The organism is Arthrobacter sp. B0490, from assembly GCF_002929355.1.
GTDB lineage: Bacteria > Actinomycetota > Actinomycetes > Actinomycetales > Micrococcaceae > Arthrobacter_D.
In genome coordinates, this window is sequence record NZ_PJIR01000001.1 from 634,862 (window position 1) to 648,727 (window position 13,866).

24 protein-coding genes are annotated in these 13,866 nt (G+C 65.2%); 1 reads left to right on the forward strand and 23 read right to left on the reverse strand.

The window, feature by feature from the left end:
• Positions 1 to 66: 66 nt before the first annotated feature.
• The 23 genes from map to rpsJ form a co-directional block, all read right to left on the reverse strand.
• Positions 67 to 894 (reverse strand): type I methionyl aminopeptidase, encoded by an 828-nt coding sequence (map, locus tag CXQ97_RS02865; protein ID WP_104179299.1) that lies wholly within the window; start codon positions 892 to 894, stop codon positions 67 to 69.
• A 7-nt stretch (positions 895 to 901) separates the two neighbouring features.
• On the reverse strand, positions 902 to 1,465 hold the full coding sequence (locus CXQ97_RS02870) for an adenylate kinase (protein WP_104179300.1): 564 nt from the start codon (positions 1,463 to 1,465) through the stop codon (positions 902 to 904).
• Between the two features lie 5 nt (positions 1,466 to 1,470).
• Positions 1,471 to 2,781, reverse strand: coding sequence for a preprotein translocase subunit SecY (gene secY, locus CXQ97_RS02875; RefSeq protein ID WP_104179301.1), 1,311 nt, complete (start codon positions 2,779 to 2,781; stop codon positions 1,471 to 1,473).
• Positions 2,782 to 3,004: 223 nt separating this feature from the next.
• Positions 3,005 to 3,502: a 50S ribosomal protein L15 gene (gene rplO, locus CXQ97_RS02880; protein ID WP_104179302.1), complete on the reverse strand. Its 498-nt coding sequence runs from the start codon at positions 3,500 to 3,502 to the stop codon at positions 3,005 to 3,007.
• Complete coding sequence (rpmD, locus tag CXQ97_RS02885) at positions 3,502 to 3,720, reverse strand: 50S ribosomal protein L30 (RefSeq protein ID WP_104050948.1); 219 nt, start codon at positions 3,718 to 3,720, stop codon at positions 3,502 to 3,504. Before rpmD ends, rplO begins: the two co-directional genes overlap by 1 nt.
• Entirely contained in the window at positions 3,720 to 4,424 is a 705-nt protein-coding gene (rpsE, locus tag CXQ97_RS02890; RefSeq protein ID WP_258062163.1) for a 30S ribosomal protein S5, read from the reverse strand. The genes rpmD and rpsE overlap by 1 nt, the downstream gene beginning before the upstream one ends.
• Positions 4,425 to 4,453: 29 nt before the next feature.
• Positions 4,454 to 4,837, reverse strand: a complete 384-nt coding sequence (gene rplR / locus CXQ97_RS02895; protein ID WP_104179304.1) for a 50S ribosomal protein L18 — start codon at positions 4,835 to 4,837, stop codon at positions 4,454 to 4,456.
• A 2-nt stretch (positions 4,838 to 4,839) separates the two neighbouring features.
• On the reverse strand, positions 4,840 to 5,376 hold the full coding sequence (gene rplF / locus CXQ97_RS02900) for a 50S ribosomal protein L6 (protein WP_104179305.1): 537 nt from the start codon (positions 5,374 to 5,376) through the stop codon (positions 4,840 to 4,842).
• An 18-nt stretch (positions 5,377 to 5,394) separates the two neighbouring features.
• Positions 5,395 to 5,793 carry a 30S ribosomal protein S8 gene (gene rpsH, locus CXQ97_RS02905; protein WP_043440638.1) on the reverse strand — a complete coding sequence of 133 codons (399 nt, stop codon included), beginning with the start codon at positions 5,791 to 5,793 and terminating at the stop codon, positions 5,395 to 5,397.
• 87 nt (positions 5,794 to 5,880) lie between these two features.
• Positions 5,881 to 6,456 (reverse strand): 50S ribosomal protein L5, encoded by a 576-nt coding sequence (gene rplE / locus CXQ97_RS02910; RefSeq protein WP_104179306.1) that lies wholly within the window; start codon positions 6,454 to 6,456, stop codon positions 5,881 to 5,883.
• Positions 6,456 to 6,830 carry a 50S ribosomal protein L24 gene (gene rplX / locus CXQ97_RS02915; RefSeq protein WP_104179307.1) on the reverse strand — a complete coding sequence of 125 codons (375 nt, stop codon included), beginning with the start codon at positions 6,828 to 6,830 and terminating at the stop codon, positions 6,456 to 6,458. The genes rplE and rplX overlap by 1 nt, the downstream gene beginning before the upstream one ends.
• A 3-nt stretch (positions 6,831 to 6,833) precedes the next feature.
• Positions 6,834 to 7,202 (reverse strand): 50S ribosomal protein L14, encoded by a 369-nt coding sequence (rplN, locus tag CXQ97_RS02920; protein ID WP_049829173.1) that lies wholly within the window; start codon positions 7,200 to 7,202, stop codon positions 6,834 to 6,836.
• 346 nt (positions 7,203 to 7,548) lie between these two features.
• On the reverse strand, positions 7,549 to 7,860 hold the full coding sequence (gene rpsQ / locus CXQ97_RS02925) for a 30S ribosomal protein S17 (protein WP_104179308.1): 312 nt from the start codon (positions 7,858 to 7,860) through the stop codon (positions 7,549 to 7,551).
• Positions 7,857 to 8,198, reverse strand: a complete 342-nt coding sequence (rpmC, locus tag CXQ97_RS02930; RefSeq protein ID WP_104118809.1) for a 50S ribosomal protein L29 — start codon at positions 8,196 to 8,198, stop codon at positions 7,857 to 7,859. The genes rpsQ and rpmC overlap by 4 nt, the downstream gene beginning before the upstream one ends.
• Positions 8,199 to 8,200: 2 nt before the next feature.
• Positions 8,201 to 8,617, reverse strand: a complete 417-nt coding sequence (gene rplP / locus CXQ97_RS02935) for a 50S ribosomal protein L16 (protein ID WP_049829176.1) — start codon at positions 8,615 to 8,617, stop codon at positions 8,201 to 8,203.
• A complete protein-coding gene (gene rpsC / locus CXQ97_RS02940; RefSeq protein ID WP_104179309.1) occupies positions 8,618 to 9,463 on the reverse strand; it encodes a 30S ribosomal protein S3 in 846 nt (281 codons plus the stop codon).
• Positions 9,464 to 9,829 carry a 50S ribosomal protein L22 gene (gene rplV, locus CXQ97_RS02945; protein ID WP_104050957.1) on the reverse strand — a complete coding sequence of 122 codons (366 nt, stop codon included), beginning with the start codon at positions 9,827 to 9,829 and terminating at the stop codon, positions 9,464 to 9,466.
• Between the two features lie 30 nt (positions 9,830 to 9,859).
• Positions 9,860 to 10,141 (reverse strand): 30S ribosomal protein S19, encoded by a 282-nt coding sequence (gene rpsS / locus CXQ97_RS02950; RefSeq protein ID WP_026549122.1) that lies wholly within the window; start codon positions 10,139 to 10,141, stop codon positions 9,860 to 9,862.
• A gap of 12 nt (positions 10,142 to 10,153) precedes the next feature.
• Entirely contained in the window at positions 10,154 to 10,993 is an 840-nt protein-coding gene (gene rplB, locus CXQ97_RS02955) for a 50S ribosomal protein L2 (protein ID WP_104121367.1), read from the reverse strand.
• Positions 10,994 to 11,024: 31 nt separating this feature from the next.
• On the reverse strand, positions 11,025 to 11,330 hold the full coding sequence (gene rplW / locus CXQ97_RS02960; protein WP_104179310.1) for a 50S ribosomal protein L23: 306 nt from the start codon (positions 11,328 to 11,330) through the stop codon (positions 11,025 to 11,027).
• Positions 11,327 to 11,950: a 50S ribosomal protein L4 gene (gene rplD / locus CXQ97_RS02965; protein WP_104179311.1), complete on the reverse strand. Its 624-nt coding sequence runs from the start codon at positions 11,948 to 11,950 to the stop codon at positions 11,327 to 11,329. Before rplD ends, rplW begins: the two co-directional genes overlap by 4 nt.
• 4 nt (positions 11,951 to 11,954) lie before the next feature.
• Positions 11,955 to 12,611: a 50S ribosomal protein L3 gene (rplC, locus tag CXQ97_RS02970; protein WP_104179312.1), complete on the reverse strand. Its 657-nt coding sequence runs from the start codon at positions 12,609 to 12,611 to the stop codon at positions 11,955 to 11,957.
• 16 nt (positions 12,612 to 12,627) lie between these two features.
• Positions 12,628 to 12,936, reverse strand: a complete 309-nt coding sequence (rpsJ, locus tag CXQ97_RS02975) for a 30S ribosomal protein S10 (RefSeq protein WP_026531952.1) — start codon at positions 12,934 to 12,936, stop codon at positions 12,628 to 12,630.
• A 473-nt stretch (positions 12,937 to 13,409) separates the two neighbouring features.
• Here rpsJ and CXQ97_RS02980 point away from each other — a divergent pair, with 473 nt between their 5' ends.
• Positions 13,410 to 13,793, forward strand: coding sequence for a VOC family protein (locus tag CXQ97_RS02980; protein WP_104179313.1), 384 nt, complete (start codon positions 13,410 to 13,412; stop codon positions 13,791 to 13,793).
• The last annotated feature ends 73 nt before the right edge of the window (positions 13,794 to 13,866 follow it).

A 13,866-nucleotide genomic window follows, 5' to 3' on the forward strand; every position in this document is an offset into this window, starting at 1 on the left:
GTCCCCTGATAGTTAAATTCGGGTGCTCCTGCCGCGATCTCGCCCGGGCGATAGGGCCCGGGGCGATCAGTCGCCCAGTGGGGCCGGCGTGACGCCGAGGGCTTCGAGCCGGGACGCTCCCCCGTCAGGGGCCGACAGCACCCAGATGCCGCCGTCGTGCACGGCGACGCTGTGTTCCCACTGCGACGCACGCTTGCCGTCGGTCGTGATGACGGTCCAGTCGTCGTCGAGCACCGCCGTCTCGAGGCCTCCCTGCACGAGCATGGGCTCGATCGCGAGGCAGAGGCCCGGGCGGACCTTCGGGCCACGGTGCGTACTGCGGTAGTTGAGGACGTCCGGCGCCTGGTGCATCTGGGTGCCGATGCCGTGGCCCACGTAGTCCTGCAGGATGCCGAGGGCAGGCCCGGGGACGGACGAGACGTAGTCGTCGATCGCCGCTCCGATGTCGCCGACGAAGCGTGCGGATGCCAGGGCCGCGATCCCCCGCCACATCGCCTCCTCGGTGATGTCCGAGAGACGGACGTCCTCCGGGCGTGCTGCACCGACGATCACGGTACGCGCGGAATCGGAGTGCCATCCCCGGACGACGGCGCCGCCGTCGATGGAGATGATGTCGCCGTCCTGCAGTGTGTAGCCGCCCGGGATCCCGTGCACCACCTCGTGGTTCACGGAGGTGCAGATACTGGCGGGGAAGCCGTGGTAGCCGAGGAAGTTCGACGTCGCGCCCTCCTCGCGGAGGATCCCCTCGAAGACGCTGTTCAGCTGGGCCGTCGTGACACCGACGGCCGCGGCGGACACCGTCTCGTCGAGCGCCCTGGACAGGACCAGCCCGGCATCGCGCATCACACGCATCTGGCTGGTGGTCTTGTACTCGATCTTGGGCTGACGGAACATGGGGGTCCTAGCTCGCGACCGTGAGTGCTGCCATGACGCGCTCGGTGACGTCGTCGATCGTGCCGAGGCCATCGACCTTCGTCACGATGCCGCGCTCGTCGTAGCGTGACACGACGGCCTCGGTCTGGTCGTGGTAGAGGCCGAGGCGGTGGCGGATGACCTGCTCGTTGTCGTCGGAACGGCCGTCCAGCTTGGCACGGCCGAGGAGGCGCTTTACGAGTTCCTCGTCGTCGGCCGTCAGCTGGAGCACCACATCGAGCTCGAGCTCGTTCTGGCGCAGGATGTCGTCCAGCTCGGTGATCTGCGCCGCGGTGCGGGGGTAGCCGTCGAGCAGGAAGCCCTCCTGCACGTCGTCTGCGGCGAGGCGGTCGCGCACCATGCTGTTGGTCACGCTGTCCGGCACGAAGTCGCCGGCATCCATGTACTTCTTGGCCTCGACACCCAGGGGCGTCTCGCGCCTGACGTTGTCGCGGAAGATGTCGCCGGTGGAGATGGCGACCAGGCCCAGGCGCTCGGAGATGCGGGCGGCTTGGGTCCCCTTGCCCGACCCGGGGGGACCGATGATGAGCATTCTGGTCAACGCAGCAACCCTTCGTAGTGACGCTGCTGGAGCTGCGCGTCGATCTGCTTCACGGTCTCCAGTCCCACACCGACCATGATGAGGATCGAGGTACCGCCGAACGGGAAGTTCTGGTTCGCACCGATGGCCACGAGGGCGATCAGCGGGATCAGCGCCACGAGGCCGAGGTAGATGGCGCCCGGGAGCGTGATGCGGGACAGCACGTACTGCAGGTACTCGGCGGTGGGGCGGCCGGCGCGGATGCCCGGGATGAACCCGCCGTACTTCTTCATGTTCTCGGACACCTCGTCCGGGTTGAACGTGATGGCCACGTAGAAGTAGGTGAAGAAGACGATCAGGAGGAAGTACAGCGCCATGTAGAAGGGATGGTCGCCGCTGGTCAGGTACGTGGTGATCCAGTTGACCCACGCCGGAGGGGCGGTGCCGTCCTGGGGTGTGTTGAACTGCGCGATCAGGCTCGGCAGGTACAGCATCGAGGACGCGAAGATCACGGGGATGACGCCCGCCATGTTCACCTTGATGGGGATGTACGTGCTGCTCCCGCCGAGGGTGCGGCGGCCGATCATGCGCTTGGCGTACTGCACGGGGATGCGGCGCTGCGACTGCTCCACGAAGATCACGAGGGCGACGACGACGACGCCCATCGCGAGGACGAACGCGAAGACGGTGGCGCCCTGGGTGCGGAAGATCTCGCCGAGCGAGGTGGGGAAGCCGGCGGCGATGGCCGTGAAGATGAGGAGGGACATGCCGTTGCCCACGCCGCGCTCGGTGATGAGCTCGCCCATCCACATGATGAGGCCGGTGCCGGCGGTCAGCGTGAGGATGAGCAGCACGATGGTGATCAGCGAATCGTCCGGGATCAGGGGCACGGGGCAGTTGCCGAGCAGAGCGCCCGAGCGGGCGAGGGAGACGAGGGTGGTCGCGTTCAGGAGGCCGAGGGCGATCGTCAGGTAGCGCGTGTACTGGGTCAGCTGGGACTGGCCCTGGGCGCCTTCCTGGTGCAGCTCCTGGAAGCGGGGAATGACCACCCGGAGGAGCTGCGTGATGATGCTCGCCGTGATGTACGGCATGATGCCCAGCGCGAAGATGGAGACCTGCAGCAGGGCTCCGCCGCTGAAGAGGTTCACGAACTGGTAGAGGCCGCCGTCGGTGTTGCCCAGTGCCAGACACTGCTGGACGTTGCCGTAGTCGACGCCCGGAGCGGGGATGAACGCCCCGAGACGGAAGATGGTGATGATTCCCAGCGTGAACAACAGCTTGCGCCGCAAGTCTGGCGTCCGGAATGCCCGGCCAATAGCGCTAAGCAAGCGTCCTCCTGAAGGTCTGTTGGTCCTGACGCGGACCGTACACAACAACCGAGTCTAACGGTTGGTCACCGGTGAGAGAGAACCGGCGGGTGATGGGTGGCCGGAGCCGAAAAAGACTCCTGATGAGCTGTTCTAGCACAGCCCATCAAGAGTCTAGTTCCTAAGTGCCACGGATCACAGCCGCCCCTCCCCCGGACGGGCCGGGGAAGGGGAGGCGCGCGACCTACAGCTCGGTGGTGGTCCCACCGGCAGCGGCGATCTTCGCCGCAGCGGACGCCGAGAAGGCGTCGGCCGAGACGTTGACGGCCACGGCGATCTCGCCGGTCCCCAGCACCTTGACGGGCTGGTTCTTGCGCACGGCGCCGTTCGCGACCAGGCTCTCCACGGTGACGTCGCCGCCCGCGGGGTAGAGCTCGGACAGCTTGTCGAGGTTCACGACCTGGAACTCGACACGGAACGGGTTCTTGAAGCCGCGCAGCTTGGGAAGGCGCATGTGCAGCGGCAGCTGGCCGCCGGCGAATCCTGCCTTCACCTGGTAGCGGGCTGCAGTTCCCTTGGTACCACGGCCTGCGGTCTTACCCTTCGAACCCTCACCACGGCCGACACGGGTCTTCGCCGTCTTGGCACCCGGTGCGGGGCGGAGGTGGTGGACCTTGAGCGCGTGGACGCGCTCGACCCTGGCCTCGGTTGCGGCCGGAGCCGCGATGTCGTTCTCTGCCATTAGTTGGCCTCCTCGACCTTCAAGAGGTGCGGAACCGTGTTGATCATGCCGACGGTGACGGCATCCGCTTCACGGACCACGGTGTGGCCGATCCGCTTGAGACCGAGCGACCGCAGCGTGTCGCGCTGGTTCTGCTTGCCGCCGATGGCGGACTTGATCTGGGTGATCTCCAGCTTCGCGGTGCTCACTCGCACGCGCTTCGGGGTGATCGCGGTCATCACGCACCTGCCTTCTGAGCTGCGATCGCGCGCAGCATCTGGTGGGATGCGACCTCGTCCAGCGGCAGGCCACGGCGGGCCGCGACTGCCTGGGGCTCTTCGAGGCGCTTCAGCGCATCAACGGTCGCGTGGACGATGTTGATGGCGTTCGCGGAACCGAGCGACTTGGACAGGACGTCGTGGATGCCGACGCATTCCAGGACCGCACGCACCGGACCGCCGGCGATGACGCCGGTACCCGGGGAGGCGGGACGCAGGAGGACGACGCCGGCTGCTGCCTCGCCCTGCACCAGGTGCGGGACGGTGCCACCGATACGCGGTACGCGGAACATCGTCTTCTTGGCTTCCTCGACGGCCTTCTGGATGGCGGAGGGGACTTCCTTCGCCTTTCCGTAGCCGACGCCGACCATGCCGTTGCCATCGCCTACCACCACGAGGGCGGTGAAGCTGAAGCGGCGGCCGCCCTTGACGACCTTGGCGACGCGGTTGATGGTGACGACGCGTTCGATGAACTTGTCCTTGTCGTCATTCCGTCCGCCGTCGCGCCCGCCACGGGAGTTGCCGTCGCGTCCGCCGCGGGAGTTGCCGCCGCGCTCGCCACCGCGTGAGTTGCCTCCGCGGCCACGGTTCGCGTCAGCCGACGCGGTGTCCGTCGTGCCTGCAGCCGGAGCGTCGGCCGCGGGCTGCTCTGTAGCCGTATTCAATGGGGCTTCCTTTGCCTTGTTCTCCTCGGTCACAGTGCCAGCCCACCTTCACGTGCGCCGTCTGCGATTGCGGCAACGCGACCGTGGTACTTGTTGCCGCCGCGGTCGAAGACGACCGCTTCGACGCCGACGGCCATGGCACGCTCGGCGACGAGTTCGCCGACGCGCTTGGCCTTGGCGGTCTTGTCACCGTCGAATGCACGGAGGTCCGCTTCCAGGGTGGAGGCCGATGCCACGGTCACGCCCCTGGTGTCGTCGACGACCTGCACGAAGACGTGGCGGGCCGAACGGTTGACGACCAGGCGGGGGCGGACGGCCGTGCCCGAGACGCGCTTGCGTACGCGGAGGTGGCGGCGTCCGCGCGAGGCGGACTTGCTCTTCGAGCTGCGCTTCTTGTTGATGCTCAGACCCATGGTTACTTACCAGCCTTTCCGACCTTGCGGCGGATGATCTCGCCTGCGTAGCGGATGCCCTTGCCCTTGTAGGGGTCGGGCTTGCGCAGCTTGCGGATGGTTGCAGCGACCTCGCCGACCTGCTGCTTGTTGATGCCTGCGACCGAGAGCTTGGTGGGGCTGTCGACGGTCAGGGTGATGCCCTCGGGAGCCTTGACGGCGACCGGGTGGCTGTAGCCCAGCGCGAACTCGAGGTCGCTGCCCTTGGCCTGGACACGGTAACCCGTGCCCACGATCTCGAGGTTCTTCTTGTAGCCCTCGGTGACTCCGACGATCATGTTGGAGATCAGCGTGCGGGTGAGGCCGTGCAGCGAACGCGATTCGCGCTCGTCGTTGGGGCGCGAGACGGTGAGCGTACCCTCGTCCAGGGAAACCTCGATGGGGCTGGGAACCATGTGGCTCAGCTCGCCCTTCGATCCCTTGACGGAGACCTCGCTACCGTTGACACTGACCTCGACACCCGCGGGAACGGTGATGGGGAGACGTCCAATACGTGACATTTTTCTTTCCCTTTCCCGTTACCAGACGTAGGCGAGGACTTCCCCACCCACACCCTTCTTGGATGCCTGGCGGTCGGTGAGCAGACCGGAGGACGTGGACAGGATGGCGATGCCGAGTCCGCCGAGCACGTGGGGCAGGTTCGTGGACTTCGCGTACACGCGCAGACCCGGCTTGGAGATACGGCGGATGCCGGCGATGGAACGCTGGCGGTCCGGTCCGAACTTGAGGTCGATGGTCAGCTTCTTGCCGACCTCCGCTTCCTCTTCCTTCCAGCCGGCGATGTAGCCCTCGGCCTTCAGGATGTCCGCGACGCGGGCCTTCAACTTGCTGTACGGCATGGACACGGAGTCGTGGTAAGCCGAGTTTGCGTTGCGCAGACGCGTGAGCATGTCTGCGACAGGATCTGTCATTGTCATGTGGGCTCTTGCCCTTCCTCGAAACGGTTTCCGTTCCCCGGTCGGCGCGGGAGGCGCCGGCTGGGGAGGACCTGAGACGTAGTTAGATTAATCTTCGGATTTGAACGGGAAGCCGAGCGCCTTGAGGAGCGCGCGGCCCTCGGCGTCGGTCCGGGCGGTCGTGACGACGGTGATGTCCATGCCACGTACCCGGTCGATACGGTCCTGGTCGATCTCGTGGAACATGGACTGCTCCGTGAGGCCGAAGGTGTAGTTGCCGTTGCCGTCGAACTGCTTGCCGTTGAGGCCGCGGAAGTCACGGATACGGGGCAGGGCGAGGGAGACCAGGCGGTCGGTGAATTCCCACATGCGGTCGCCACGCAGGGTGGCGTGGGCGCCGATGGGCATGCCCTCACGGAGCTTGAACTGCGCGATGGACTTGCGGGCCTTCGTGACCTGGGGCTTCTGGCCCGTGATCGCAGTGAGGTCCTTGACGGCGCCGTCGATGAGCTTGGAGTCCTTGGCGGCGTCACCTACGCCCATGTTCACGACGACCTTGACCAGGCGCGGGACCTGGTTGACGTTCGCGTAGCTGAACTCTTCCTGCAGGGCGGCCTTGATCTCGGACGCGTAGCGCGCCTTGAGGCGGGGAAGAACCCGGGTTTCTGCGGTTTCGACAGTCATTACAGATCCTTCCCTGATGACTTGGCCACGCGGATGCGGACGACCCGCTCGCGACCGTCGCGCTCGACGGTCTCGGTGCGGTATCCGACGCGGGTCGGCTTCTTGGTCTCGGGATCGACGACCGCGACGTTGCTGATGTGCACGGGGGCCTCGAGGACCTCGATGCCACCGGTCTTGGTGCCGCGCTGCGACTGCCCGACCTTGGTGTGCTTCGTGATCCGGTTGATGCCCTCCACGAGCACGCGGTTGGTGTCCGGGAACACCTTCAGTACCTTGCCCTGCTTGCCGCGGTCTCCGCCGCGTTCCTGCTTGGCTCCGGTGATGACCTGGACGAGGTCACCCTTCTTGATCTTGAGCTTAATCTTCTGTGCCATGGACTACAGCACCTCCGGCGCCAGCGAGATGATCTTCATGAAACGCTTGTCGCGGAGCTCGCGACCGACAGGGCCGAAGATACGGGTACCGCGGGGGTCGCCGTCGTTCTTCAGGATCACTGCTGCGTTCTCGTCGAACTTGATGTAGGAACCGTCCGCGCGGCGGCGTTCCTTCTTGGTGCGGACGATGACCGCCTTGACGACGTCGCCCTTCTTGACGTTGCCGCCGGGGATCGCGTCCTTCACGGTGGCGACGATGACGTCGCCGATGCCTGCGTAGCGGCGCCCGGATCCTCCGAGAACGCGGATGGTCAAGATTTCCTTGGCCCCCGTGTTGTCGGCGACCTTTAGCCGCGACTCCTGCTGAATCACTTGTTACTCCTGTCGTCGCGCCGGTTCTCTTGTCGAGCCTTGCGGAACGGATATGGGTTGGCCCCGTAATACTGGTACTCAGCACGTGCACGCCTGGGCGCGCGGCTGTGCGTGGATCTTCTGCACAGTGGATTCGTGGTGAACAAGATTATCGGGCTTTTGCCTATTTGCCCGGTGTGAAGGAAACCCTGGGAAGGGACCCGGCGAGGAGAACCTCGAGAGGGCATGCGCCAGCCCACCAGACAGACAAGATTCTCATGGTATCGCGAAAATGCCCCGGACACGAAATCGTGTCCGGGGCACCTCGGGTGGGACCGGCTGGACCGGTCCCGTCACTGCTCGGGTCCTACTTGGCCTTCTCGACGATCTCCACCAGGCGCCACCGCTTGGTAGCGGAGAGCGGGCGGGTCTCGCTGATCAGGACCATGTCGCCGACGCCGGCGGCGTTCTGCTCGTCGTGCGCCTTGACCTTGGAACTGCGGCGAAGCACCTTGCCGTACAGGGCGTGCTTCACGCGGTCCTCGACCTCGACGACGATCGTCTTCTCCATCTTGTCGGACACGACGTAGCCACGGCGTACCTTGCGGTAACCGCGCGAGCTGGCGTCGTGGACGGCCTTCTCGGTTCCTGCTGTCGTCTCGCTCTGCTGCTCACTCATTTGGCGTCCTCCTCAGAAGCCTCGGTGTCCACGGACGGTTCGTCCTTGGAGGCCTTCTTGGCTTTCTTGGGCTTCTCCGCCTTCTCGGGCTTCGCTTCCTCGACGGGAGCTACGACCTCGGGGCGGATGCCCAGTTCACGCTCGCGCAGCACTGTGTAGATGCGTGCGATGTCGCGCTTGACCGAACGAAGACGTCCGTGGCTTTCCAGCTGGCCGGTGGCCGACTGGAAACGGAGGTTGAACAGCTCCTCCTTGGCCTTGCGCAGTTCTTCCACCAGGCGGTCCTTATCGAAGCCGTCCAGCTGGTCTGTTGCCAGTTCCTTTGAACCCAGAGCCATAACTATTCACCACCCTCACGACGCACGATGCGTGCCTTCAACGGCAGCTTGTGGATCGCGAGGCGCAGGGCTTCGCGGGCTACCTCTTCGGAAACGCCGGACAGTTCGAACAGAACCCGTCCCGGCTTGACGTTGGCCACCCACCACTCGGGCGAACCCTTACCGGAACCCATGCGGGTCTCGGCAGGCTTCTTGGTCAACGGGCGGTCCGGATAGATGTTGATCCAGACCTTGCCGCCACGCTTGATGTGGCGGGTCATGGCGATACGAGCGGACTCGATCTGGCGGTTGGTGACATATGCCGGGCTCAGAGCCTGGATGCCCCACTCGCCGAAGCTGACCTCGGTACCGCCGGTCGCAGCCCCGGAACGGCCCGGGTGGTGCTGCTTACGGAATTTGACTCGACGTGGGATAAGCATTTAAGCCTGTCCTCCTTCAGCCGCTGCCGGAGCTGCGGCGGTCTCGGCGGGTGCCGAGGCACCCTGGCCCTCGGAGCGCTCAGGTGCGCGACGACGGCGGTCGCCTCCACGGTCGCCACCACGGTCGGCGCCGGCAGGGCCACGGCCCGGACGGTCTCCACCGCGGCCGCGGGAAGGAGCTGCTGCAGCCTGGGCTGCGAGTTCCTTCGCCGTGACGTCACCCTTGTAGATCCAGACCTTCACGCCGATGCGGCCGAAGGTGGTCTTCGCTTCGAAGAAGCCGTAGTCGATGTTGGCGCGGAGCGTGTGCAGGGGAACGCGTCCCTCACGGTAGAACTCCGAACGGCTCATCTCCGCGCCGCCGAGGCGACCGGAGCACTGGACACGGATGCCCTTGGCGCCGGCACGCTGTGCGGACTGCATGGCCTTCTTCATCGCACGACGGAACGCCACGCGTGATGAGAGCTGCTCGGCGATGCCCTGGGCGACCAGCTGGGCCTCGATCTCGGGGTTCTTGACCTCGAGGATGTTCAGCTGGACCTGCTTGCCGGTGAGCTTCTCGAGCTCGCCGCGGATGCGGTCCGCCTCTGCTCCACGGCGGCCAATGACGATGCCGGGACGTGCCGTGTGGATGTCCACGCGGACACGGTCACGGGTGCGCTCGATCTCGACCTTGGCGATGCCGGCGCGGTCCATGCCGGTCGACATGAGCTGGCGGATCTTGATGTCTTCGCGGACGAAGTCGCGGTAGCGCTGGCCCGGCTTGTTGCTGTCGGCGAACCAGTGTGACCGGTGGTCGGTGGTGATGCCGAGTCGGAACCCGTGCGGGTTTACTTTCTGTCCCACTTAGCGGACCTCCACTTTCTGAGGGGTAGCGACGACAACCGTGATGTGGCTGGTCCGCTTGTTGATGCGGAACGCGCGGCCCTGGGCACGCGGACGGAACCGCTTCATCGTGGGGCCTTCATCGACGAATGCTTCGCTGATGATGAGGTTGTCCTCGTCGAAGGCGACGCCGTCACGGTCCGCGAGGACGCGGGCGTTGGCCATCGCTGACTGGACCACCTTGAATACCGGCTCCGAAGCAACCTGTGGGGCAAACTTCAGAATGGCCAGGGCCTCGCTCGCCTGCTTCCCACGAACAAGGTTGACGACGCGCCGGGCCTTCATGGGCGTTACGCGGATGTGCCGCGCAATAGCCTTGGCTTCCATTGCTTTCCTTCTCTCGTCGAAGAGCAGCGCCTAGCGGCGCTTGCCCTTGCGGTCGTCCTTAACATGGCCGCGGAAAGTCCGCGTCGGAGCGAATTCGCCGAGCTTGTGCCCGACCATCGACTCGGTGACGAACACCGGGATGTGCTTGCGTCCGTCGTGCACCGCGATCGTGTGCCCGAGCATGTCGGGGACGATCATGGAGCGGCGGGACCACGTCTTGATGACGTTCTTCGTGCCCGATTCGTTCTCGCGAGCGACCTTTACGTAAAGGTGCTGATCGACGAAGGGGCCTTTCTTCAGGCTGCGTGGCATGTCTCCAGGCTCCTATCGCTTGTTCTTGCCGGAACGACGGCGACGCACGATGAGTGAGTCGCTCTCTTTGTTGGGGCGACGCGTACGGCCTTCGGCCTTACCGTTGGGGTTGACCGGGTGACGTCCACCGGAGGTCTTGCCCTCGCCACCACCGTGCGGGTGATCGACCGGGTTCATGGCCACACCACGGACGGTCGGGCGGATGCCCTTCCAGCGGTTACGACCGGCCTTGCCCCAGTTGATGTTCGACTGCTCGGCGTTGCCGACCTCGCCGACCGTCGCGCGGCAGCGGACGTCGACGTTGCGGATCTCACCGGAGGGCAGTCGCAGCTGGGCGAAGCGGCCTTCCTTGGCGACGAGCTGGACGGATGCACCGGCGGAGCGGGCCATCTTCGCGCCGCCGCCCGGGCGGAGCTCGACGGCGTGGATAACGGTACCGACGGGGATGTTACGCAGCGGCAGGTTGTTGCCGGGCTTGATGTCGGCCCCGGCGCCGGCCTCGACGAAGTCGCCCTGCTTGAGCTTGTTCGGCGCGATGATGTAGCGCTTGGTGCCGTCGACGTAGTGCAGGAGGGCGATGCGCGCGGTGCGGTTCGGATCGTACTCGATCTCCGCGACGCGGGCGTCGACGCCGTCCTTGTCGTGGCGGCGGAAGTCGATCAGGCGGTACTGACGCTTGTGTCCACCGCCCTTGTGGCGGGTCGTGATCTTACCGGTGTTGTTACGTCCACCCTTCTTGGGAAGGGGGCGGACCAACGACTTTTCCGGCGTCGACCGTGTGATTTCAGCGAAGTCGGCAACGCTCGAGCCGCGACGGCCCGGGGTTGTCGGCTTGTATTTACGGATTCCCATAACTCAATTCCTCGTTAAAGTGGTCTCCGCTCTAGGAGAGCGGACCGCCGAAGATGTCGATCGTGCCCTCTTTGAGGGACACGATGGCACGCTTGGTGCCCTTGCGCTGGCCCCAGCCGAACTTGGTGCGCTTGCGCTTCCCAACCCGGTTGATGGTGTTGATGGAGTCGACCTTCACGGAGAAGATCTTCTCGACCGCCAGTTTGATTTCTTCCTTGTTCGAGCGGGGGTCGACCAGGAAGGTGTATTTGCCTTCGTCGATCAGGCCGTAGCTCTTCTCCGAGACGACGGGTGCAATGACGACGTCGCGCGGATCCTTTGCGATGGTGCCGCTCACTTGGCATCCTCCTCGGAGATGACATCAGCCGAGCCGACGAACTGGTCGTAGGCGGCCTTGGTGAAGATCACGTCGTCGGACACCAGCACGTCGTACGTGTTGAGCTGGTCTACGTAGAGGACGTGTACCTCGGGGACGTTGCGCACCGACAGTGCGGCGACATCGTTGGCACGCTCGATCACGACGAGCAGGCGGGGCCGCTCGGAGATCGCGCGCAGGGTCTCGATGGCACCCTTGGTCGACGGCTTGCTGCCGGCGACCAGGGACTCGAGGACGTGGATACGGCCGTTGCGTGCCCGGTCCGAGAGGGCTCCGCGCAGGGCGGCGGCCTTCATCTTCTTGGGGGTGCGCTGGCTGTAGTCGCGGGGCGTGGGCCCGTGGACGACGCCGCCGCCGGTCATGTGGGGAGCGCGGATCGAACCCTGGCGGGCGCGACCGGTTCCCTTCTGCTTGAACGGCTTGCGGCCTGCGCCACTGACCTCGGCGCGGGTCTTCGTCTTGTGCGTACCCTGGCGGGCGGCAGCGAGCTGGGCGACGACGACCTGGTGCAGCAACGGCACGTTGGTCTGTGCGTCGAAGATCTCCGCGGGGAGATCGACCTTTACTGGATTGACAGCCATGTGGCTATGCTCCCTTCACGGCGGTGCGTACGAGGACGACCTGGCCGCGGGCGCCTGGGACGGCACCCTTGATCAGCAGCAGCGACTTCTCGGCGTCGACAGCGTGAACCCGGAGGTTCAGCGTGGTCTGACGAACGGCGCCCATGCGGCCTGCCATTTTCATTCCACGGAAGACGCGGCTGGGGGTGGATGCTCCACCGATGGAACCGGGCTTGCGGTGGTTCTTGTGGGCACCGTGGGAGGCGCCGACACCGTGGAAACCGTGGCGCTTCATGACGCCGGCAAAGCCCTTGCCCTTGGTGGTGCCGATGACGTCGACCGTCTGGCCGGCCTCGAACATCTCGACGGAGAGTTCCTGGCCGAGCGAGTAGGAGTCGGCGTCTGACGTGCGCAGCTCGACCACGTGACGGCGGGGCGTGACGCCGGCCTTCTCGAAGTGGCCGGCGAGCGGCTTGGTGACCTTGCGGGGGTCGATCTGGCCGAAGCCGATCTGCACGGCCGTGTAGCCGTCCTTGTCCGCGCTGAGGAGCTGCGTGATGACGTTCGAATCGGCCTGGACGACCGTGACGGGGATGAGGATGTTGTTCTCGTCCCAGACCTGGGTCATGCCGAGCTTGATGCCCAGCAGTCCCTTGACCTGACGCGTAAGTGAAGTAGACATGAGTATCCGCCCTCCCCTACAGCTTGATTTCGATGTTCACGTCCGCGGGCAGATCGAGACGCATCAGCGAATCGACGGCCTTGGGCGTGGGATCAATGATGTCGATCAGACGCTTGTGAGTACGCATTTCGAAGTGCTCACGGCTGTCCTTGTACTTGTGCGGGGACCGGATGACAACGAATACGTTCTTCTCCGTGGGCAGGGGCACGGGGCCCACTACCGTTGCGCCTGCGCGCGTCACCGTCTCAACGATCTTCCGTGCTGAAACATCGATGACCTCGTGGTCATATGACTTCAGCCGGATGCGGATTTTCTGTCCCGCCATGGCGTCTCGACTCTCTCTCACACTGCCGAAGCAGTTCCGGTACGTTCGTACATTTCCTGCGCCCGTTGTACGGCGCTTCCTGGTCAGGCTGAATCCGGACTGATCCGGGTTCCTCACCCTGCCAGGGCTCCGACCCCCGCGCTCGGGCGTGTCGCGCTGTGCGGACATACGACACAGTGTGGACACACACGCTCCGCTGATTCCGGTCTGGCCGGACGGGGTGGATCATATTTGGGCCATGCATTGCGGCGGACCTGATCCCTGCATCGGGCATTATCCCGACCGGGATGAAGTCTCAGACCGCGCGCGTAGGCACTTGAACAACTTATCTAGTGTCGCAGATCCCCTGCGCGATTGCGAACCGGGGTGGCGTCCCTGCGCGTGATCTGCAGTACTCGATCCTTGCTCGACCCGGTCACACCGCCGGCGCGAGGCCTAAGCTGTTGGCCCGACCACCATGAAGGAGAACCGTCATGAGCAGCGCCAACAGGACCACGACCATCCTGCCCGTCCGGGACCTCGACCGGGCGACGGATTTCTATGCGAACACCCTCGGCCTCTATGCCGACAAGGCCTCGCACGAAGGGAGCTTCTTCTTCAGCGAGGACGGGCACAACGGCATTGAGCTCCTGCTGAAGCCGGACAGCAACCCGTCCAGCAACACCGAGCTCAGCTTCGAGGTGGAGGACATCGCGGCGGAGATGGCATCCCTCGAACGGAACGGCGTCACCTTCGAGGACTACGACCTCCCCGGCCTGAGGACCGTGAACCACATCGCGGAGGACGACCGCATGCGGGCGGCCTGGTTCACCGACACGGAGGGGAACATCCTCTGCCTCCACCAGCTCGTCACCTGAGGACTGTGCACGGTGCAGTCGGCCCGAGCCCGTCCACGCAGAAGGGCCCCGCTGCCGAAGCAACGGGGCCCTT

What these genes read in the sequence shown, in the direction of transcription:
- rplD (WP_104179311.1), bottom strand. Translation starts at nt 11,950, where the DNA reads ATGGCTGTCAATCCAGTAAAGGTCGATCTCCCCGCGGAGATCTTCGAC.
- rplP (WP_049829176.1), bottom strand. Translation starts at nt 8,617, where the DNA reads ATGCTTATCCCACGTCGAGTCAAATTCCGTAAGCAGCACCACCCGGGC.
- CXQ97_RS02980 (WP_104179313.1), top strand. Translation starts at nt 13,410, where the DNA reads ATGAGCAGCGCCAACAGGACCACGACCATCCTGCCCGTCCGGGACCTC.
- rplE (WP_104179306.1), bottom strand. Translation starts at nt 6,456, where the DNA reads ATGACTGTCGAAACCGCAGAAACCCGGGTTCTTCCCCGCCTCAAGGCG.
- rplR (WP_104179304.1), bottom strand. Translation starts at nt 4,837, where the DNA reads ATGGGTCTGAGCATCAACAAGAAGCGCAGCTCGAAGAGCAAGTCCGCC.
- rpmD (WP_104050948.1), bottom strand. Translation starts at nt 3,720, where the DNA reads ATGACCGCGATCACCCCGAAGCGCGTGCGAGTGAGCACCGCGAAGCTG.
- CXQ97_RS02870 (WP_104179300.1), bottom strand. Translation starts at nt 1,465, where the DNA reads ATGCTCATCATCGGTCCCCCCGGGTCGGGCAAGGGGACCCAAGCCGCC.
- map (WP_104179299.1), bottom strand. Translation starts at nt 894, where the DNA reads ATGTTCCGTCAGCCCAAGATCGAGTACAAGACCACCAGCCAGATGCGT.
- rpsH (WP_043440638.1), bottom strand. Translation starts at nt 5,793, where the DNA reads ATGACAATGACAGATCCTGTCGCAGACATGCTCACGCGTCTGCGCAAC.
- rpmC (WP_104118809.1), bottom strand. Translation starts at nt 8,198, where the DNA reads ATGGCTCTGGGTTCAAAGGAACTGGCAACAGACCAGCTGGACGGCTTC.
- rplB (WP_104121367.1), bottom strand. Translation starts at nt 10,993, where the DNA reads ATGGGAATCCGTAAATACAAGCCGACAACCCCGGGCCGTCGCGGCTCG.
- rplF (WP_104179305.1), bottom strand. Translation starts at nt 5,376, where the DNA reads ATGTCACGTATTGGACGTCTCCCCATCACCGTTCCCGCGGGTGTCGAG.
- rpsQ (WP_104179308.1), bottom strand. Translation starts at nt 7,860, where the DNA reads ATGAGTGAGCAGCAGAGCGAGACGACAGCAGGAACCGAGAAGGCCGTC.
- rplX (WP_104179307.1), bottom strand. Translation starts at nt 6,830, where the DNA reads ATGGCACAGAAGATTAAGCTCAAGATCAAGAAGGGTGACCTCGTCCAG.
- rpsJ (WP_026531952.1), bottom strand. Translation starts at nt 12,936, where the DNA reads ATGGCGGGACAGAAAATCCGCATCCGGCTGAAGTCATATGACCACGAG.
- rplC (WP_104179312.1), bottom strand. Translation starts at nt 12,611, where the DNA reads ATGTCTACTTCACTTACGCGTCAGGTCAAGGGACTGCTGGGCATCAAG.
- rplV (WP_104050957.1), bottom strand. Translation starts at nt 9,829, where the DNA reads ATGGAAGCCAAGGCTATTGCGCGGCACATCCGCGTAACGCCCATGAAG.
- rpsS (WP_026549122.1), bottom strand. Translation starts at nt 10,141, where the DNA reads ATGCCACGCAGCCTGAAGAAAGGCCCCTTCGTCGATCAGCACCTTTAC.
- rplO (WP_104179302.1), bottom strand. Translation starts at nt 3,502, where the DNA reads ATGGCAGAGAACGACATCGCGGCTCCGGCCGCAACCGAGGCCAGGGTC.